This window comes from Caballeronia sp. 11_S32, from assembly GCF_056930355.1.
Genome location: NZ_JBXOWH010000006.1, coordinates 120608 through 138922 on the forward strand (window position 1 = coordinate 120608; position 18315 = coordinate 138922).

The following is an 18315-nucleotide window of genomic DNA, read 5'->3' on the forward strand; positions in this document are numbered from 1 at the left end:
GAATCACCTCGTGCCGGGTGCGCCTCACAGCAAATAGCCTACCGACGCGCATCCAGCATCGTGCCTCGACAGCGGCGAGCGCCGCACCGACATGCGTAGAGGCGCTTGAGCGCCGCCGTTCGGCGCCCTTCGATATCCAGCGCGTAGTCGATGAAGATCTCTGCGCCTTCCTCAATCTTGCGTGTCGCCCGGATGAAGATCCGGTCGCCGTCCTGTTCGGCTTCACAGTTAGGCGCGCAACTGTGATTAATCCAACGTGCGGAGTTACCGCCTTGTGCGCCATCGATCATGCGGCCGTCGTCGAGCCCGAAGAAAAAAGTATGTCCGTCTTCCGCGGTGGACCGCTCATACCGACGCTGCGCCTCTCTCGCCGAGATGATCTCGCCTTTGTATTCGAGAATCGGATCACCAACGGAGATAGTTGCTACGGCGAACACACCGCGACCATGAATGGGCGAGTGACGGACTGCAATGCGGCGCATGGTTGAGACTCTGGCGTGAGAAGGTGACAAAAAACCTGCGCTTTGTGACGACAGGCATAATCGCATCATCGCATGTCAGCCTGTCAAGAAATGTCCGCTCCGCCTCGTCGCACGAAACTCAAACGCAAGCCGGCGCGCGGCACCCTGGTGCGCTATGAAGACCGGATCGCGGAAGTTCTGGGAGAAGCGCGCGGACAACGCGTCATGATTCGCTCCATTCACCCGGACGGACAGGAGCGCCGCACCGCGGTGAAATGGGTGAACCTCACACCGCTCGAGACTCAACTTTTCTGACTGACCGAGGCGTGACCGTCGAACGGTGATGCGACGGCAAGCTGGCCGCCTGCGGCCGTCGCGCGTCACCCGGTCACCGTTGCGCTCAGGCTTGGTTGACGGCGTCCTTAAAACTCTTCCCGGCGGTGAACTTCACCGTCTTGGCCGCTGCGATCTCGATCGCCTCACCGGTCTGCGGATTCCGGCCGGTCCGCGCGGCGCGTTCGCCGGTCCCGAACGATCCAAAACCGATCAGCTGAACGGTGTCGCCCGCGGCCACCGTTTTCGAAATCGTCTCAAACACCGCATTGATCGCCTCTTCGGCCGCGGTCTTGCTCGTCCCCGACTGCGATGCGACCGCGTCAATCAGTTCCTGCTTGTTCATTGGCGTCTCTTCCTCTCTATTGAAAACGAACGCGATCTTGCCGAACCGCTACGAAAAACAAACGACCGCGCTGCTACGAGACCGCCTCGGTTGCATCCAGGTCGAACAGATCCGAGGTCGTGCTGTGTGCAGCGAGCAGTTCGGGTAAGTCACCCTTTCGAACCTTGGCCAGCGTCTCTGGCGACAGCCAGGTCTCTTCCATCGCTTCGATGCCGTCTTCGATCATCCGCTGCAAGAAGTACGACTGTTTGCGCCCCGTGGCCTCTGCCAGCACACGTAATCGCTGTTCAATGACCGGGTCAATGCGCACCGCCACGACCCTTAACTTGTTCTCTGCTGATCTTCTCATCTGTTTGCTCCTTTGACCATCGGCGCGACTGGAGCACCAGCCGGCCGTGGGCTGCGCCACTCACCGGCGCCACCCGGTCATTATCTACGTGCGAGCTTTCGCTTTCGCCGTTTTGCCAACGACGGCCTTTCGGGCGGCTCGCCTGACTGGCGGACTGGATTCTGCCGTGGGCGCGCGTCGCGCCGAGGGTCTCGTCGTTCCGCGCAGCGACTTCAACTGCTCTTGAAGTGACTTGTGGGCCGCTTCGAGCGCGGCGAGTTTGCCTTGCAGGACGCCGTTTTGATGACGGGCATCGCCGTGCTGCTCCTGCAGCGCCTCGACGGTGCGACGCTGTTCGGCCTCTCGCTTGTCGGCGCGTTTGGCGGCCTCAACCAGCTCTTTCTGAGTCTTGGCCACCGCGCTGCGTTCCCGATCGATCTCCAACAGCGCTCGCTTTTCCGTTGCACGTAAGCGCTCCTCGGCGCGGTTCGCCGTCTCCCGAAGTTTTTCCAAATCACGCGAGAACGTGTCGCGTACCTTCTCCAGTTCTCGCTCGCGCGCAACGGCCTCTTCGCCGAGACGCTTGATCTCTGCCTCCAGCGCTTTGCGCGTGGCGGCCTCTTCCGCCTGCTGACGCTCCTGTTCGCGGATCTCGACCTGGGCCGTCAGCAACGCCGCGGTGCGTTGCTCGAGCGCCGTCTCGGTCCGGCCCAACTCCTCGCGCATTGCGACCAGTTTTTGCTGGGACTCGGCGCGCTGAGCTTCCACCTCGTCGCGCAGCGCGGTCAACTCGGCGTGGGCGGACGTCGTTGCGCGCGTCCACAGGGTCCCGATCAGTTCGCCTGCGGCGTCGCTCAGATCCGTGGGTAGGTCCGGATGCTCGATACGCACGCGGCTCTTCTCGCGCAGCTCCGCCCAAAACTCGCTCAGTACCGACGCCGGCGTGCTCATCGTGCCGCGGCGGACCAGGTTATAGAGGCGATTGGCGGTTGGCGCGACGCCGAAGCGGAAGAATAGCAGCGCGCACACCTCGCGATAGAGCTCGCGCGTCTTGGGGAATTCGACCTTGAGGCGCTCGATATCGGCCGCCAGGCGGGTTTCGTCGGAGAGAACGTCGGACATTGACGCGAAGGGATAAACAATGCATGCATACTACAACGTATTTCGTTCGTTATCCAACGTCACGACATAGTTAATTTGACATTAATCCTATAATGTTGATAAATTTACTCGAACGCCTTGTACGAAAGCACCCCACCTTGAGCCGCACGCCATCCCTGCCGCTACCGCTTGCCCTGCGGCCTGTGCCCCTCGAATTGCTGCTGATTCCGCCTGAACTTGATGGCGGCGCCGGCATGAACCGCGCGACCGCCGGTCGAGCCCAGATCGCAGCGACCAATGATCTCGACGCGATCCGGGCGTGGCTGTCCCGCTTTGTCGACACCAAGACGACCTTCGAGAACTACCGCAAGGAAGCCGAGCGGCTCTTGCTCTGGTCGCTCACCGCACTCGGCAAGCCGCTCTCTTCGCTCACCCACGAAGACTGCCTGCGGTATCAACATTTCCTTGCCGACCCGCAACCGGCCGCCACGTGGGTCGCAGGCGGCGGCCGGAAACACGCGCGCACCGACGCGCGCTGGCGGCCGTTCTATGGGCCGCTCTCACCCGCCAGCCAGCGACAAGCCATCGTCATTCTGAATGCGTTGTTTTCGTGGCTGGTGCAAGCCGGTTATCTCGCGGGCAATCCGCTTTCGCTGTCTCGGCAACGTGCGCGGCACGCGGCGCCACGCATCACACGCTACCTGGAGCCGCATGTTTGGCAGGCCGTCAAGGACTACATCGCGACGATGCCGCGCGACACCGAGCGAGCGACGGCCCACGCTCACCGCGTGAGATGGCTGTTCACGCTCCTCTATCTGGGCGGGCTGCGCATCGCGGAGGTGGGTGGTAACACCATGGGCCAATTCTTCATCCGCCGCGATGCGCAGGCGGAGATCCGATGGTGGTTGACGATCCGGGGCAAAGGAGACAAGGAACGCCTCGTGCCCGCTACGCGCGAAATGATGATGGAGCTTTCGCGCTATCGACAGCATCTAGGTCTCAGCGCCCTTCCCGCGCCGAGCGAGGACACGCCGCTCGTGCTACCGATCGGCGCAACGGCTTCAAATCGCGGCACCGAAACCTGTGCGCCGCTGACGCGCGCCGCGCTGCACGCCATCGTCAAAGGGGTATTCGCAGGCGCTGCCGCGAGACTTCGCGAAGGAGACGCGTCGTCTGTCCAACGAGCCGACATGCTTGAGAAGGCGTCCGCGCATTGGCTGAGGCACACTGCGGGCTCTCACATGGCCGATCAGCAGGTCGATCTGCGACTGGTCCGGGACAATCTCGGGCACGCGTCGCTCACGACCACGAGCTTGTACCTGCACATCGATGACGACCGACGTCATCGCGAAACCGAAGACAAACATCGAATTGATTGGTGACACGATCGGCACAACGATTGCAATGGGTCATGCCACCGGCCAGTGATCTCCACGGGTATCAAGCCGCCAGCAACCGCAACCTTTTCAATCATGAAAGTACTTGGTCCCGACCCACAGATCGGCGCAGATAGTCGAAGCGTGCGCTTCATCCTCTCGTTCCGGGGCGAATCCGTGACGTGCCTCATCACACGGGAAGCCCTCGAGGCTTATTTCTGGCTCGCGCCAAACGCCGACGATGGCCGGATGTTAAAAGTTTTCAGCGACGGATTTTCTCGAATCGAAGCCACTGCGCAGCGGAAGCTGCTAGCGCACCCAAGCGTGCAGCTTGAGCTTACCGCCGCAGATTTCTCAAGAGGTCGGTAACTGACAGGCCCAGATGTGAAGACGAAATTCGTTGGCATTTTGAAGACTGTCGGCCTTCGAATCTGAAGGCGATTGCAGCAATGACCATTAGTGGCGTCTAGATCTCCCAATAACTGTTTGTTGCGCGCCCCGTCTCATCAATATGTCGATCCGTCTCGATCGTTCGACGGTTGCTCTCCTGCCGTCGCTTCTCGGACATAGCGAGATCAGAGCGCTGATGCGTCGCCCACGCCTCCGGCACAAACAAAGTAAGACATATCGAGATTGGTCAGTGGCCCAACCGCTGGCCGTCTGCCGCGCAAGTCGCTCGCATTGAGCTTCGATCATCCGGTGACAATCTGCGAGGTTTTTGGTGATCGTATGCACGTCCATTCCTAAAAGTCAGCGAGTCCCACTGAGCAACCACCCAACCATCTTCATCTCAACACATGGAATAGCAATATTCATGCTCCGGTAAAACTGAGTCAGATGAACGCGGTTCAGCGCACAGTCCACATAGCGAGCTGCTGCAGAAAGTTCTGCCGAGTTCCGGGGGCGCGGAAGGCCCGCAGTGTGGCGGGGTTCTTCGATGAGGGCAGCGTCTCGCAGCACGGTCGATTCCGGCAGCAGGCAACTGGCGCGTTCGACCCGTTCCGGGCGTTGGGCAGCTCGTCGGGCGCGAAAACATCACGATGCCTTGTCATCGGCACCTTTCGCATGCGCAACGGTCGTTCATCCGCTCGAATCGTTCGGGAGCCGTCTGCCTTGTAACCTACTGTGCTTGACTCCAAACGGGTGCGGCGCAATTGCCACAGTTCATCCGAGTTCGCGATTCAACGGCCGCTTGCGCCGTCCCGCAAGTGGCCGAGTCATACCTGACGCCGCGCCGGACCAAATTGCGCTTAGCGCGACAGAGAATGCGGAGAGTGCCCGCGGGCATGGGCACCGAGCGCTGCGGGGGCTTCATCTTCTAGCTCCGCGGACAGATCGCGCTTGAAAGTCTCGGCGAGGAAAAACGCACACACCAGGCTCAGCAACCCCGTCGCCGCGATATAGATTGAAATGGGCAGCGTCCGACCATACGTGGCAAACAAAAAGGTGGCGATCAATGGTGTTGGTCCTGACGTGATGATGCCGGCGACCTGATATGGCAGCGAAGCACCTGTATAGCGGACCCGCGTGCCGAACAGTTCCGCAAACCACGTCGATTGCACGCCGTATACCGAGGCTTGGCTCAACGCGATACCACAAACGTACGCCACGAAAATCAAGGTCGGATTGCGTGTCTCAAGCAATGGAAAGAACGCGAATCCGTAGATCGCCACGAACACTGCGCCGAGCATGAAGACGGTCCGGCGTCCGATCGCGTCCGACAGTTTGCCGAACAGCGGCAGCGTGATCAGCGCGAACGCGCAGCCCACGATGATGGCGTTCAGTAGTAGTCCACGCGACAAGCCGAGCCGGGTCGTTCCATATACCAGCACGAACACGTTGATCACGTTGAAGGTAATGTCAACCGCGAAGCGCGTGCCGATTGTCAGCACGAGGTCTTTCGGATGCCGGCGCAGCAATTCGATCAGCGGCGCCTTGACGACCCGCTTGCTCGCCTTTATCTGTTCAAATACCGGCGACTCCATCACGCGCAGCCGGATAAACAAGCCGATCGCGATTAGCGCGACGCTTAGCAAGAACGGCAGGCGCCATCCCCAGGAGTAGAACGCGTCGGACGGCAGATTCGACACGGTTTTAAACACCGCGGTCGAGAGCATCAGCCCGAGTGGCACGCCCAGTTGCGGGAACGCGCCGAAGAAGCCACGCGTCTTGGCCGGTGCCGTTTCGACCACCATCAACACAGCGCCGCCCCATTCACCGCCAACGCCCAGCCCTTGCAAGAAACGCATCGCCACCAGCAGGATCGGCGCCCAGATGCCGATCGAGGCGTAAGTCGGCAGCAGGCCGATCACAAAGGTGCTGACGCCCATGATTGTCAGCGTCGCGACGAGCGTCGCTTTGCGTCCGATGCGGTCGCCGAAGTGCCCAAAAAACACAGCGCCGAAAGGGCGGGCGATATAGCCGACCGCAAAACTGCCGAACGCCGCGATAGTACCGACCACCGGATCGAACGAGGGGAAGAACAGCCTCGCGAAGACGAGCGCCGAAGCGGTGGCATAGAGAAAAAAGTCGTACCACTCGATGGCCGTCCCGACCACCGAAGCGACCAGCACACGGGTGACTGCCGAACGGCTGATGACCGGCGCATTGCCGGCTGAAACGGGCGATGTATTCACGTCTCCTCCCTTCTCCGAGATTCTATGTTTTGAACTGCTGCGAGGCGGCGGCGCGCATCCGCCCGCGCTTCACGATGAATTCACTGCGCTTACCAGTGCAGTTCCATCGGGAACTTGTCGAGCGTTTCGACGCCGCCCGAAGTCAAACGGACGATACGTTCCGTACGCAAGCCGCCGACGTTTGGCACCGTGATCGTCGCCTTCAACGTGAAGACCATGTTTTCCTGTAGCACGGTCCTGTTGCCCGGTCCGATCCACGGCGCTTCTTCTTCCGGGTCCATGCCGGTGCCGTGACCGGTGCCATGGCCGCGCGCTTCGCTCGAGTATTGCTCGTAGTTCGATTTCACAAGTGCCTGCTGGATCACCGCATTCAGTTCCATGGCCGCCATGCCGGGACGCGCGGCGGCGAGTCCCGCCTCGACCGCCCGTGCCGCTGCCGCGACGATGGCCATCTTCTCGGGACTGGCCTGACCGTAGGTGAATCCCCGTCCGCCATCGGCCACGTAACCACGATAACGCGCACCGATGTCGGTCATGATCAGGTCGCCCGGTTGCAGGATGCGGTCGGTGGGGCGCGCCAGGTTATAGGCCGAGCGCGGACCAGATTGCACCATCGAATCGAACGCAGTCCGGTCTGCTCCCCCCGCGAGCATCGCGCGATCGGCGATCAGCGCAAGTTCGCGCTCGGTGTAGGAACGGCCGTCGACGAGCGCATCGCGAATCGCGGCCATCGCCGAATCGGTCAAGGCGGCGGCCTTGCGCATCAGAGCGACTTCGGCGTCGCTTTTGATCGCCTTGATTTCGGCCAGCACCATCGTCGGTTCGAGCTTCAATTCGCCGAGACCGGCGTTCAGGCGCGCCAACAGGTCCGCCGGGATATAGGCGGCGCCCGCGAGGCCGACGGTGCCATTGCGACGCCGCGCCGCGAATGCCTGCACCTGTTGAGTGACTTCACGCAGGCTGCGCACCTCGAAGGCGGTCACGCTGGTCGCGTAGTCGAAGCACTGGTCGGACACGAACAAAACCGGGTCGCCGTCCGCAGGCAGCAGCAGGATCGCGTTGGCAATGTCCGATACGCCGTCGAGCGGGCGGAACTCGGTGAAGTAGCCAATGTTCGCGCCACGCCAGCAATCCCCGAAGGCGAGAAGGCCGACCAGGCCCGCCTTGTCGAGCGCGCTTCGAACTTTGGCGAAGCGGCCAAGAAACTCGCCGGTGGTGATCCCTTCCGGCGGGATGTCTGCGGTACGGATGTTCATTGCTTGTTCGTCTCCTGTGCGGCTGCAAGCGGGGGTGGCGGATGCAGCCGGTCTCGATGCCCGGGATGGGATTTCGCCCTTAAATACGGGACGTCTTTTGCATGGTAGGAGCGAGCGATATGCTTTAATAATGAAAAATAACTCACAATCTATATCGTTACGGAATACGTGGAGACGACATCGTGACCTTGTCTATTTACAGCACCCACGGCGCGGGGACATTGTGACGGGCCGCTTTGATCCTACGCGGTTGAAGACACGGCAATTGACCTTGATCGTTCAGCTTGATACTCACCGCTCAATATTGCGCGCGGCGGACGCCACGCACATGACGCAGCCCGGAGCGACCAAACTGCTGCGGGAGTTGGAAGAGACAATGGGCGTGCAGTTGTTCGAACGGCATCCGCGCGGCGTCGAGCCCACGTGGTACGGCGAGGTGCTGATCCGCCATGCGCGCAGCGTGCTGGCCGAGTTGCAGCACGCGTACGATGAAGTGTCTGCGCTCAAGGCGGGTCTGACCGGGCAGGCGTTAATTGGCACCGAGGTCACGGCGGCCACCAACCTCGTGCCGCAAGCCGTGGCGCTGCTCAAGAAGCGCTTTCCGCAAATCCGCGTAAGCATCGAGATGGAGTTCAGCGAGGTGCTGGTGCAGCGTCTGCAGGAAGGCAAGCTAGATATGATCGTCGCAAGGATCCGCAATCCGGATGACCTTGTGGAACTGCACTACACCCCGCTCGCAGAAGCACAGCATGCGCTATTCGCGCGAGTCGGCCATCCGCTCATCAAGCGCAAGACTTTGACGTGGAACGAACTGGCGCCACAAACGTGGATCCTGCCGCCAAAAGGCAACGTGATGCGCAATCAGTTCACGCAGCTTTTTCTCGAACGTGACCTCGCGTTGCCGACGGACGTGGTCGAGACCTCATCGTTGCCTGTCATAACGAGTGTGTTGCAAATGAGCGATATGATCGCGCCTCTTGCGCGAGAGCCTGTGCGGCCATACTGCATTGCCGGCACGCTCGCACCGCTACCGTTCGCACTCGATCTGAAACTTGGACCGGCGGGCATCGTTATACGGCGCGGCGACAGGCTCTCACCCGGTGCGCGAGCGATGCTGCAAACGCTGCGCGAAGCGGCAGGATTCGACACTCGTGGCACGGACGCCGGCAGTCCTTGACACAAAGAGGCTGTGTACTAGCCGGTCCTTAATGTGATCCGCTTCTTGCGTCCTGCAAGAGCGACCCGCATCGGCCGCGGGTCAGAACCTTGTCTCGACGCAAGGTTCGATGCGCGCTGCTGATACCGGCTTGCCAATGAAGTATCCCTGCGCGGCGTCGCACCCGAGCCCCTTGACGAGACCAAGTTGCGTTCGCGTTTCGATGACTTCCGCGACCGTTCGCATGCCCAACGCGCGTGCAAGCGCCACCATTGCTTCGACCATCGCGCGTGCCTGGCGGCCTGTCTCCCTGGCGGTGAGCTCTTGTATAAACGATTTGTCAATCTTGACGCGACCAACGGGCAGCCGCATGAGGTATGCGAGGCCGGAGTATCCGGTGCCGAAATCGTCGAGCGAGACTGTCACGCCAAGCCTTCGTGCGGCCGAAAGCGCGCGCGACGCGGCAGCGAAGTCACTCATGATGGCAGTCTCCGTCACCTCGATGTCGAGTACGGAAGCGCATACGCCGGACGCCTCGGCCCCCTCCGAAACCACTGCGGCGAGATCGCAGTTTGGATCGTCGTGGGCGGCAGATTGACGGCAACCTTGAACGGCATGCGTCCCGTCGCCTGCCATTGCGCCGCCTGGCGAAATGCGCCGCGAATGAGCCATTCTCCCGTCGCCTCGTAGGCCGGCGACTCGAGCAGCACGTCGAGGAAGTCGGCCGGCGTGAGGAGCCCGAGCCGCGGATGGTTCCATCGCAGGAGCGCCTCCGCTCCGTATATGCAGCCCGTGTGCAGGTTCATTTGCGGCTGGTAATACAGTTCAAACTGGCGTGCGGCGCTCGCGCTTGCCAGATCCGCGCGTAGCCGCAGGCGATGCGAGAGGCGCTGCGCATCCTCCTTGCGAAACGACCATACATGCGAACCGCCCGCGCGTTTGGCGTGATACATCGCGGTGTCCGCGTTACGCAACAGTTCACCCGCATTCGATGCCGACATGGGGGAGCGCGCCACGCCGATGCTCGCGCCCACCGAGGCCCGCACATACGAAGTCTGGATTAAATCGCGCATGCGTACTATGACGTCGCGCGCAACGCGCTCGGCCTCGCCCGGGGGCGCGTCCACGAGGAAAATCACAAATTCGTCACCGCCGATGCGCGATACATGGCCGCGTTCGCCGAGCAATTCAGCAAAACGCTGGCCGATGACACGCAGCACCTCATCGCCCGCCGCGTGGCCGAATGAATCGTTTATATCCTTGAACCGGTCGAGGTCGATGAAGAGCAGGTCGACGGATTCAGCCGCCCCTTCATCGACGAGGCAGTTAAGGCCCAGTAGCAGCTCGCGCCGGTTGATCAGGCCGGTCAGTTCATCATGGGTGGCTTGGCGCAACAAGCGTTCGGAGATGGCCCGCGCTTCGGTGACATCGCGAACCAACACGATGACACCGTCGTCGCATGGGAACGCTCGCGCTTCAAACCAGGTTCCGAGCGGCGCGTAGAAGTCGGTCGCGGTGCTGGGTACACCGGTCTCCGCCGCCTGCCGTTAGGCTGCTTCGTAGCTCGACCCGATGAGATCCGGGCATTCGGCCCAAATCTCGCGACTTAACAGGTCCTCGGACCGACGCTTCAGCAGCCGGGCAGCGGTCGGGCAGTCGGTGGCTGCGCATTTGGTGTCCATGGCAAGAAAGCATCTCATGTATTGCGCGACATAAGCCGTTGCTGACCCCTCTGGGGTCAGGTTTAACCTGCGGCCGACCCACCCGATCATTGCGCTGTATCGTCCTAGACAATTGCTTCCGGAAACGCTCGGCGATGCAGACTTCGCCAGCGAGCCGGCTGGCCCGTCCGCGGCATCTCTGCTTCGCGAACGTGAGCCGCTCTTGCAGAATCTACAGCTTGGTGCAAGGATTTCCTGCGACTCGCGATATCCGTCGCCGATCACGCCCGATGAGGCGCCCTATTCATTCGCACGGAACCTCGGGTCAACGACGCTCCGCGACTGGCTCTCTCGACATCAATCGGGCACGCAGATAGCTGCCGATACTGTGAGGCACCGTAACGAAAATCGGTGCGTCCGGCCCTTTGCTATTTAGGATAGCTACAGCCTTTCGGGGTTCAACTATTCATAGCAGCCGCTGTTTGCAAAGAGCCGGTCAGGTTGAGAGAGGGACGTCCCGCAGGCGGGCCTGCGGAGTTGTCGACGCCGTCAGCCGCCGAAGGTTGGACGCGGCTCAAGGCTTCTTGCAATTTTCTCTCAGGAGAACAATATGAAAGCGGTTGTCTATCGCGGTCCTCGCCAGGTCACGGTTGAGAATGTTCCGGATCCCAAAATCGAGCGGCCGACCGACGCCATCGTCAGGATCACCAGCACCAACATCTGCGGTTCCGACCTGCATATGTACGAGGGTCGAACGGACTTCGAGCAAGGTCGCATCTTCGGTCACGAAAATCTTGGCGTCGTTCAGGAGGTCGGGTTTGCTGTGGAGCGGATCAAGCCCGGTGACTGGGTGTGCCTGCCATTCAATATAAGCTGTGGCCACTGCGTGAACTGCGAGCGCGGCCTCACCGCATTTTGCCTGAGCGCGAACCAGCCAGGAATCGCTGGCGGCGCTTTCGGGTTTGCGGACATGGGCCCCTGGCCTGGCGGACAGGCCGAATATCTTCGGGTACCTTGGGCGGACTTCATGTCCTTGAAACTGCCGCAGGACGCAGAGCAGAAGCAGACCGACTACGTGATGTGCGCCGACATCTTCCCGACCGGCTGGCACGCGACCGAACTCGCGGGCATGAGGCCTGGCGACGCTGTGGTGATCTATGGTTCGGGACCGGTGGGTTTGATGGCAGCGCACTCGGCCATGATCAAGGGCGCCCGCAGCGTCATGGTGGTCGATTGCCATCCCGACCGGCTCAAGCTCGCAGAGTCGATCGGCGCGATTGCGATCAATTATTCGAAGGAAGATCCGGTGGAGCGGGTTATGGACCTGACGCAAGGCATGGGCGCGGACGTAGGATGCGAATGCGTCGGCTATCAGTGCCACGATCCGGCTCCGCAACGCCACGAGCGCCCAAACCTCACGATGAACAACCTGGTGTCGTCGGTTAAGTTCACTGGCGGGATCGGAGTGGTCGGCGTGTTCGTTCCGGAGGATCCGGGCGCGCAAGACGAACTGGCAAAGGAGGGAAAGATTGCATTCGATTGGGGCAAGTGCTGGTTCAAAGGCCAGCACATCGCCACTGGCCAGTGCAACGTCAAGGCATACAACCGGCAGTTACGCGACCTGATACACGCCGGCCGCGCGAAGCCATCGTTCATCGTGTCGCATGAGTTGAAACTCGACGACGCGCCTCACGCCTATCAACACTTCGACGTGCGCGAACACGGCTGGACGAAGGTGGTCTTGCACCCCGGAGGCTAGCGAAGCGAAGCTGCGAGCGTAGCCGCGTGAGAGTTCGAGTGAATCAGTCATCGAGACCATGGGAACGCGAACTGGTCCAACCGGATTTGGGCAGCACCTTGGCAGCTTGGGGAGGCGGAGAAGCCGTTCAAATGGCAGTTGCAGCTGCGCCTCACCGATAAAGGTCGGACCTATCTAGCGCGCCGACAGCCCGCGTTGCAGACTCTGGACGACGCACACGCTGCACTGCTTGCATGCCGCGAGATCCTCAGCGGCGACCTGCGCGTGTGCGCAACTTCTCACTTCGGTCGGAACGTGTTAAGACCGTGGCTAGATGCGTTCAATATCAATATCCGAATGTCAGTGTCGCGCTGGTTCTGTCCGATTCGCTTTCACATCGACTGCGGGACAGTATCGATCTGGCGATCCGCTTCGGGTGCCGGCGGACAGCACCATCATCGTAAGGCAAGGGCGCCCTGTGCGCCTCGTCGTGCACGCCGTGGGAAATGAGCATCGACGTTCTCCTTGCCGTGAATGATGGGGGGCTGGACTCAACGAGGCGCGGTGCTTGCAGTGGCATGAATGCTCGATCGTGAAGCGACGATAGACAGGACGGCGGAAACGGTCAGGCTCCCGCCTACGCACATCATTGCGCCGACCAGTGCCCTCGACTACGATTCAGTCGATGGCGCCATCTACAACCGCCGCAAATCGCGGAAGTGCCGCTCGGGCGCGGCATCTGCGACGGCTCGACCGTCGATGCCGACGGCTGCTTCTGGAGCGCAAACATGGACGGCTGGTGCTTGACGCGCTATGACCCGCGCGGACGAATCGACATGGTCGTCAACCTGCCGGTGCGACGCGTGAGCAGCTTGTGCTTCGGCGGTCCGGACCTCGACACCCTCTTCATCACGACGGCGCGCCGGCGGATGAGCGAGAAGGAACTCGCGCACGCTGCGCGAACTTCGGCACCCGACCCTGCGCGGACGTTGTCTTTCTCTGGCTGGTTGCCCTGGAGCAGACATCGGCGCAACATTCGACTGAGCGTCTCCCTTGCACCGACCCTATGGCAGAGGTGGACACGCCTCTTGGCGATCTGAATGAACTGCGTAGCAGTGATCCAGTGATGCGACATTGATTGGGAAAACGAATGGAAAGCACCGATGGCTCTCTGCCGGACTTTCAAGCACTTTTTCAGGCAGGCCCCGATCCGTACCTCGTCGTGGATCGCGACTTTCGCATCGTTGCGGTCGCCGATGCGTACCTAAAGGCGACAATGACGCGTCGGCAGGACGTCCTGGGTCGTCACATGTTCGACGTCTTTCCGGACAACCCGGACGAGATCCAGGCGACCGGAGTGAGCAATCTCAGGGCCTCGTTTGCACAAGTGCTGCGCAGCGGCGTGGCCCACTTCATGGCCGTGCAGAAGTACGATATCCGCGAGCCGAACGACACCGGGTCGGGGAGCATGTTCGCGGAGCGTTATTGGCAGCCGGCCAATTTCCCGGTGCTCGACGATCGTGCACGCGTGCGCTATATCATCCATCGCGTCGTCGACGTGACCGAGCTCCAACGACTGAAGTATTCGAGCCGGGACGTCCAAGAACGCCTAGAGCGCGACCTGTACTTGCGCGCACGAGAGATCGAGCACGGCAATGGGCTGCTGCGCGAATCGCTCCTGCAAAAGGAGACTCTGCTGCGCGAGATCCATCATCGCGTGAAGAACAACCTGCAAGTCATCGCCGCGTTGCTCCGATTGCAGGCCCAGCACGTTATGGACGAGGCCGCGCAGAACGCGCTCTCGGAGATGGGCGGGCGCATCCGCGCCATTGCCGACATCCACCAGACGCTCTATAGCTCCTTTGATCTCGCGCGTGTCGACATGTCGGAGTTCGCCACCCAGCTCGCGAAGAACCTCCTGGCCGTGTACGGGGTCGAGCGAGAGCGGGTGCGCCTGCAACTGGAGATTGCATCGTCGAGCCTGGACATCGGGCTGGCGGTGCCGTGCGGGCTGATACTGAACGAGCTGATCAGCAATGCCCTGAAGCACGCCTTTCCGGTCGGCCGCAGAGGCACCGTCGTTGCAACGCTCGACGAGCACGCGGAGTTGCTGAGCGTCTCCGACGACGGCGTCGGCCTTGGCGGGGAACCGGCGAAGGGCACCTTGGGCATGCAACTCGTGCACCTACTGGCGGAACAGATCGGAGCACGAGTTCATGTGGAGTCGGAGCGCGGGACGCGGGTCATCGTGACACGCGCCGCTACGTGATCTGTTCCCGGTCGCGCCGTTCGAGCGCCAGTTGCAGCGCGACGTGCACCTCAGCAGCCTCATAAGGCTTCATCACGTATCCGTAGGCGTTAGTGCGCTTGATGCTCGCGAGCGTTTCGGCATCCGCGTAGGCGGTCAGGTAGACGACGGGAATCTGCAACCGCTCCCAGATCAACGACGCAGCCTGCGTCCCGTCCATCACACCGGAAAGGCGAATGTCCATCAAGATCACGTCGGGAAGGGTTCGCCTGGCCGCTTCGACCGCCGCCTCGCCCGTCATGGCCGACGCGCAGACGTCGTAGTGCAGCGCATGGAGATCGTTCTCGAGGCTCTTCGCGACGATGCGCTCGTCTTCGACGATCATCACCCGCGCCTGGAAATCGCCGGCCACCGGAGGCGCGCGGCGCGGGCGGGTGGCAAAGTTCAGCACCAACTCAGCAATGTCGGCCAACCGCGCCGTGTAGTCGACGCGGACTGCCTCGCGGACACGCGTTGGCAGATCCGGCGAGCGGGCCTCGGCCGGGTCCTGGACGACGACAACGCCGCCTCGACGCCAGATCTCCCACGACCCCGCCACACCGTCCTCCATCGTGCCAGTGAGCACGATGCCGACGACGCGCCGTCCGTAGGCCACCGCCGCCGATCGAAACAGAGCGTTAATCGAGGGACGGTGGTAACTTTCGCGCGGGCTTGGCTGAACGACGACGCGGCCCCGCTCCAGTGTCATGTTCGCGTCGGGCGGCGCGACGTAGACCCGGCTGGTATCGACCAACTCGCCGTCTGCCGCGAAGCTCACCGGCAAGCGACTGCGTCGCCCGATCAGGCGGTCAAGCTCCCCAGGGTACCCCGCTCCTAGGTGTTGGACGACAAAGAACGCGGCGGGAATCTTCGCATCAAAGTGAGAGAAGAGTTCCGGCAGCGACTCGACGCCACCCAGAGAGGAACCGACCACGACGATGTCGCGAGCGCGAAGAGGTTTCAGGGAGTCGGAGGTCGGCTCAGCGTCCGTTGAATTCATGACGTCAGCCCTGTGGGCGCGTCGCGCGGTTCACGTGCGCACGACGCCATCATGTCATGGCCTTCATGCGGGTCAGGCCAGCCGGACCTTCATGCGACGTTTTCTGCAAACGTGCCAAGTCCGCCCTAAATATTGCAAGCGTTGCGTTCATGGTCTCCAGTAGCTCCTTGGCTGGACCTATCAAAGCGCTATTCGTGTCCATGCGAGCTATCCGACGATTGGCACACCGGTCATTAGTTCGTCCAGCGTTTGTAAGTCAGCCATAGCCCGCTCCTCTAATACTGACCGATGCTGCAGCCGTTGGGAAGGGTCCGCCGCGAGTTCGTGCGATCAGCGCTAAGGCGCCATATATTGGCGCGCCTCTCGGATCCAATAGGGGTGGAGCACCGAAGATCTGTCCAATCGAATCTGAATGCGGGCATATCCGGCCATCTGAATGCCGAAACGGCGATGGTTGCGAACGTCAGCTTTCAGCCGGTTGCCGAAGATGGAGATGGGAGCGGCGAGGACCAGCCACGATCGCCCCGCGAACTGTCGCCCGCGGCTCTTGCCACAGTCGCTTCGTAGGCAACGAAAGGCAGCTACCGTAGGTGATCCACGTTGGCACGCGGCTTTGTAGTTACGGAATCCGATCCGCTTTGTGAAATCAGCCTCTCGCGCCAATTGCCACCCTCCCAATTACACTGCTCGACGACGTCTCCGCGTACACTCCGCGTGGCGTCGTCGGCGAGTGCCATTGGCTTACTTTCCGACTTCCTGCTCGGTCAACTCCTGCTTGGCCAACAGCGTCAACTTTTCATCGGTTGCCTTCTCTTCCTGGAGCGTCTCCAGAAGCAGCTTCATTCCGTCGTTGTAGCCAAGCTTCTTCGCGAGCGTGGCCAACGTCCCGTAGGTCGCAATTTCATAGTGCTCGACCTTCTGCGCGGCTGCGATAAGCGCGGCGTCCAGGATGGGGCCCTTCTCGATTTCTTCGATCTGCTCCTGTCCTTCTTCCACCAGTCCTTCCATCGCGACGCACTTGATCCGCTTCAGCTTGATCCCCGCGCTTTCCACCACCTGATCGATCCGCTCGATCTGCCCTTGCGTTTCTTCGAGGTGCGTTCTGAAAGCGGCGGCCAGGTCTTCGTTGGTTGCGGCGCGAGCGAGCCGCGGCAATGCTTTCGTCAGTTGCTTTTCTGCGCTGTAGACGTCCGAGAGCGAATGAATGAACAGATCATTGAGAGTTTTGGCCGGCATGGGATTCTCCGTTGATGTAAGGCGCAAGACCGCGCAGCCGCTTGTTCGCAATCCCTATGCCGCGCACGAACGAACAGCGCGGACAGAACCGCTCTTGCAATTCCCTCCGCGAGTCGCAGCGAAGCATAAAGACATGTCCCTCGCCGGTAATCGAGTCGCGCAGCGCTGGCTCTGAAGCATGCAGTGCGCGGCTAGGCATTTGCGTCGCCAAAGCCGTCCTACCGAGGCATTCCTGCCCGCGCGACGCTAACTGCCAGAAGGCAATTACCGGCGATGCCGACCAAGCCCAGCACCATTAACGCTCCACTCGGTCCAAGTCCGCTAGCAAGCCCGCCCGCAAACAACGTTCCGACTGGCCAACATCCGATTCCGACGGTCACCAGCCCGAAGACACGGCTGCGCATGCCATCGGGAACCGACTCGATCACGACGGTCGTCTGATGGATATTGTACGCGGCGCTTCCCAGCCCGCCGATGAAGAAAACGGCAAGCACCAAGACCAGCGAACACCGATGCGCGCTCGCGACCCCGGCAATCGCGATCACGAGAAAAAGCAGGATCGACCCGCTGAGTAACCAGGGAAGAGATCGCCCACGCATGCGAGCGCTTCCGATCACCGCTGCGGCGACAAAAGACCCGGCCGGCTCTGCCGAGGAAAGCACGCCGATCATCAAGGCCGACAAGTTGAAGGTATCCCGTCCGAGAGGTGTAAGTAGGACGTTGTAGCTGTAACCGCACAAGTTTGTGACGACCGTTACGATCAAAAGCGCCGTAATCGTTTTGCTGTCTCGGGCATATTGCCATGCTTCGATGAGGTCTCGGCGCATTCGAGGCAAGGAGAGTCGCGCCGTCGACGCCTGCCCGGTCGTGAGCCTGGACACGAGCACAGCGGCGCAAAGAGACGCCGTCCCAGAGAGACAATACGACATTGCGATTGCAAGCGCTCCGTAGACCCAGCCACCCAGCAGAGGACCGATGCATCGCGTCGCGTAGTTGGTCATGCTGTCAATGGCGACCGCGCGAGCGGCCATCGACGCGCCTGCCGTCTCGGCGATCATGCGCCGTCGTGCCGGCATCTCGGTGGCATAGAAGACACCGCTCACCAACGCGGCAGCGCATAGGTGCCATGTAGACAGCACCCCGAGCCAAGACAGGACCGCGACTGTCGTCGATGAAGCGCCAGTCAACAAAAGACCGAGAAGCACGATTTTCTTTCGGTCCACCGCTTCGGCGACGACCCCCATGACCGCGCCGCTCAAAAGAAGCGGCAAACTACGGCAGGCGGAGACCACTGCAACCTCCACGACGGAATGTGTCGCATTGAAAGTGAACAGCGCAGCGGCCAGCATTTCCAGCCACATCATCGAAGTCGACACCGCGCGGCCGTCCACAGCGGTACG

The 18315-nt window shown here is 61.4% G+C and carries 18 protein-coding genes; 7 read left to right on the top strand and 11 right to left on the bottom strand.

What is annotated here, in order from left to right:
- Window positions 1-38: 38 nt before the first annotated feature.
- Window positions 39-482, bottom strand: coding sequence for an SET domain-containing protein (locus tag AC1Z32_RS39215; protein ID WP_483484247.1), 444 nt, complete (start codon window positions 480-482; stop codon window positions 39-41).
- Between the two features lie 90 nt (window positions 483-572).
- Between AC1Z32_RS39215 and AC1Z32_RS39220 the strand changes: the two genes are divergently transcribed.
- Window positions 573-776, top strand: coding sequence for a hypothetical protein (locus AC1Z32_RS39220; RefSeq protein WP_483484248.1), 204 nt, complete (start codon window positions 573-575; stop codon window positions 774-776).
- Window positions 777-861: 85 nt separating this feature from the next.
- Here AC1Z32_RS39220 and AC1Z32_RS39225 read toward each other — a convergent pair whose 3' ends face one another.
- The 3 genes from AC1Z32_RS39225 to AC1Z32_RS39235 form a co-directional block, all read right to left on the bottom strand.
- Window positions 862-1140: an HU family DNA-binding protein gene (locus AC1Z32_RS39225; RefSeq protein WP_483484249.1), complete on the bottom strand. Its 279-nt coding sequence runs from the start codon at window positions 1138-1140 to the stop codon at window positions 862-864.
- Window positions 1141-1213: 73 nt separating this feature from the next.
- Complete coding sequence (locus AC1Z32_RS39230) at window positions 1214-1489, bottom strand: hypothetical protein (protein ID WP_483484250.1); 276 nt, start codon at window positions 1487-1489, stop codon at window positions 1214-1216.
- 84 nt (window positions 1490-1573) lie between these two features.
- Window positions 1574-2590, bottom strand: a complete 1017-nt coding sequence (locus AC1Z32_RS39235; RefSeq protein WP_483484251.1) for a DNA-binding protein — start codon at window positions 2588-2590, stop codon at window positions 1574-1576.
- A 92-nt stretch (window positions 2591-2682) separates the two neighbouring features.
- On the opposite strand from AC1Z32_RS39235, the gene AC1Z32_RS39240 reads away from it, so the two are divergent.
- On the top strand, window positions 2683-3951 hold the full coding sequence (locus AC1Z32_RS39240) for a tyrosine-type recombinase/integrase (RefSeq protein WP_483484252.1): 1269 nt from the start codon (window positions 2683-2685) through the stop codon (window positions 3949-3951).
- Window positions 3952-4041: 90 nt separating this feature from the next.
- On the top strand, window positions 4042-4314 hold the full coding sequence (locus tag AC1Z32_RS39245; RefSeq protein WP_483484253.1) for a DUF1488 family protein: 273 nt from the start codon (window positions 4042-4044) through the stop codon (window positions 4312-4314).
- Window positions 4315-5195: 881 nt separating this feature from the next.
- Here AC1Z32_RS39245 and AC1Z32_RS39250 read toward each other — a convergent pair.
- Entirely contained in the window at window positions 5196-6581 is a 1386-nt protein-coding gene (locus AC1Z32_RS39250) for an MFS transporter (RefSeq protein ID WP_483484254.1), read from the bottom strand.
- An 89-nt stretch (window positions 6582-6670) separates the two neighbouring features.
- A complete protein-coding gene (locus tag AC1Z32_RS39255; protein ID WP_483484255.1) occupies window positions 6671-7837 on the bottom strand; it encodes a M24 family metallopeptidase in 1167 nt (388 codons plus the stop codon).
- Between the two features lie 223 nt (window positions 7838-8060).
- Between AC1Z32_RS39255 and AC1Z32_RS39260 the strand changes: the two genes are divergently transcribed.
- Window positions 8061-9014: a LysR substrate-binding domain-containing protein gene (locus AC1Z32_RS39260; RefSeq protein WP_483484256.1), complete on the top strand. Its 954-nt coding sequence runs from the start codon at window positions 8061-8063 to the stop codon at window positions 9012-9014.
- 81 nt (window positions 9015-9095) lie between these two features.
- Here AC1Z32_RS39260 and AC1Z32_RS39265 read toward each other — a convergent pair whose 3' ends face one another.
- Together AC1Z32_RS39265 and AC1Z32_RS39270 are read right to left on the bottom strand one after the other, a co-directional pair.
- Window positions 9096-9473 carry an EAL domain-containing protein gene (locus AC1Z32_RS39265; protein WP_483484257.1) on the bottom strand — a complete coding sequence of 126 codons (378 nt, stop codon included), beginning with the start codon at window positions 9471-9473 and terminating at the stop codon, window positions 9096-9098.
- A 14-nt stretch (window positions 9474-9487) separates the two neighbouring features.
- Window positions 9488-10435, bottom strand: a complete 948-nt coding sequence (locus AC1Z32_RS39270; RefSeq protein WP_483484258.1) for a diguanylate cyclase domain-containing protein — start codon at window positions 10433-10435, stop codon at window positions 9488-9490.
- Between the two features lie 829 nt (window positions 10436-11264).
- Here AC1Z32_RS39270 and AC1Z32_RS39275 point away from each other — a divergent pair.
- The 3 genes from AC1Z32_RS39275 (at window position 11265) to AC1Z32_RS39285 (ending at window position 14661) form a co-directional block, all read left to right on the top strand.
- Window positions 11265-12413 (top strand): glutathione-independent formaldehyde dehydrogenase, encoded by a 1149-nt coding sequence (locus AC1Z32_RS39275; RefSeq protein ID WP_483484259.1) that lies wholly within the window; start codon window positions 11265-11267, stop codon window positions 12411-12413.
- 698 nt (window positions 12414-13111) lie between these two features.
- The gene (locus AC1Z32_RS39280) at window positions 13112-13492 is read left to right on the top strand and encodes an SMP-30/gluconolactonase/LRE family protein (protein ID WP_483484260.1); all 381 of its coding nucleotides are present in this window, start codon (window positions 13112-13114) and stop codon (window positions 13490-13492) included.
- A gap of 50 nt (window positions 13493-13542) precedes the next feature.
- Window positions 13543-14661, top strand: coding sequence for a sensor histidine kinase (locus AC1Z32_RS39285; RefSeq protein WP_483484261.1), 1119 nt, complete (start codon window positions 13543-13545; stop codon window positions 14659-14661).
- Here AC1Z32_RS39285 and AC1Z32_RS39290 read toward each other — a convergent pair.
- The 3 genes from AC1Z32_RS39290 to AC1Z32_RS39300 form a co-directional block, all read right to left on the bottom strand.
- Window positions 14654-15679: a chemotaxis protein CheB gene (locus AC1Z32_RS39290; protein ID WP_483484262.1), complete on the bottom strand. Its 1026-nt coding sequence runs from the start codon at window positions 15677-15679 to the stop codon at window positions 14654-14656. The genes AC1Z32_RS39285 and AC1Z32_RS39290 overlap by 8 nt on opposite strands.
- A gap of 741 nt (window positions 15680-16420) precedes the next feature.
- Entirely contained in the window at window positions 16421-16915 is a 495-nt protein-coding gene (locus tag AC1Z32_RS39295) for a YciE/YciF ferroxidase family protein (RefSeq protein ID WP_483484509.1), read from the bottom strand.
- Between the two features lie 218 nt (window positions 16916-17133).
- Window positions 17134-18279, bottom strand: a complete 1146-nt coding sequence (locus AC1Z32_RS39300) for an MFS transporter (protein ID WP_483484263.1) — start codon at window positions 18277-18279, stop codon at window positions 17134-17136.
- Between the last annotated feature and the right edge of the window lie 36 nt (window positions 18280-18315).

Coding starts and splice junctions, on each gene's coding strand:
- AC1Z32_RS39215 (WP_483484247.1), bottom strand. CDS start 482: ATGCGCCGCATTGCAGTCCGTCACTCGCCCATTCATGGTCGCGGTGTG.
- AC1Z32_RS39220 (WP_483484248.1), top strand. CDS start 573: ATGTCCGCTCCGCCTCGTCGCACGAAACTCAAACGCAAGCCGGCGCGC.
- AC1Z32_RS39225 (WP_483484249.1), bottom strand. CDS start 1,140: ATGAACAAGCAGGAACTGATTGACGCGGTCGCATCGCAGTCGGGGACG.
- AC1Z32_RS39230 (WP_483484250.1), bottom strand. CDS start 1,489: ATGAGAAGATCAGCAGAGAACAAGTTAAGGGTCGTGGCGGTGCGCATT.
- AC1Z32_RS39235 (WP_483484251.1), bottom strand. CDS start 2,590: ATGTCCGACGTTCTCTCCGACGAAACCCGCCTGGCGGCCGATATCGAG.
- AC1Z32_RS39240 (WP_483484252.1), top strand. CDS start 2,683: ATGTTGATAAATTTACTCGAACGCCTTGTACGAAAGCACCCCACCTTG.
- AC1Z32_RS39245 (WP_483484253.1), top strand. CDS start 4,042: ATGAAAGTACTTGGTCCCGACCCACAGATCGGCGCAGATAGTCGAAGC.
- AC1Z32_RS39255 (WP_483484255.1), bottom strand. CDS start 7,837: ATGAACATCCGTACCGCAGACATCCCGCCGGAAGGGATCACCACCGGC.
- AC1Z32_RS39265 (WP_483484257.1), bottom strand. CDS start 9,473: ATGAGTGACTTCGCTGCCGCGTCGCGCGCGCTTTCGGCCGCACGAAGG.
- AC1Z32_RS39275 (WP_483484259.1), top strand. CDS start 11,265: ATGAAAGCGGTTGTCTATCGCGGTCCTCGCCAGGTCACGGTTGAGAAT.
- AC1Z32_RS39285 (WP_483484261.1), top strand. CDS start 13,543: ATGGAAAGCACCGATGGCTCTCTGCCGGACTTTCAAGCACTTTTTCAG.
- AC1Z32_RS39290 (WP_483484262.1), bottom strand. CDS start 15,679: ATGAATTCAACGGACGCTGAGCCGACCTCCGACTCCCTGAAACCTCTT.
- AC1Z32_RS39295 (WP_483484509.1), bottom strand. CDS start 16,915: ATGCCGGCCAAAACTCTCAATGATCTGTTCATTCATTCGCTCTCGGAC.
- AC1Z32_RS39300 (WP_483484263.1), bottom strand. CDS start 18,279: ATGATGTGGCTGGAAATGCTGGCCGCTGCGCTGTTCACTTTCAATGCG.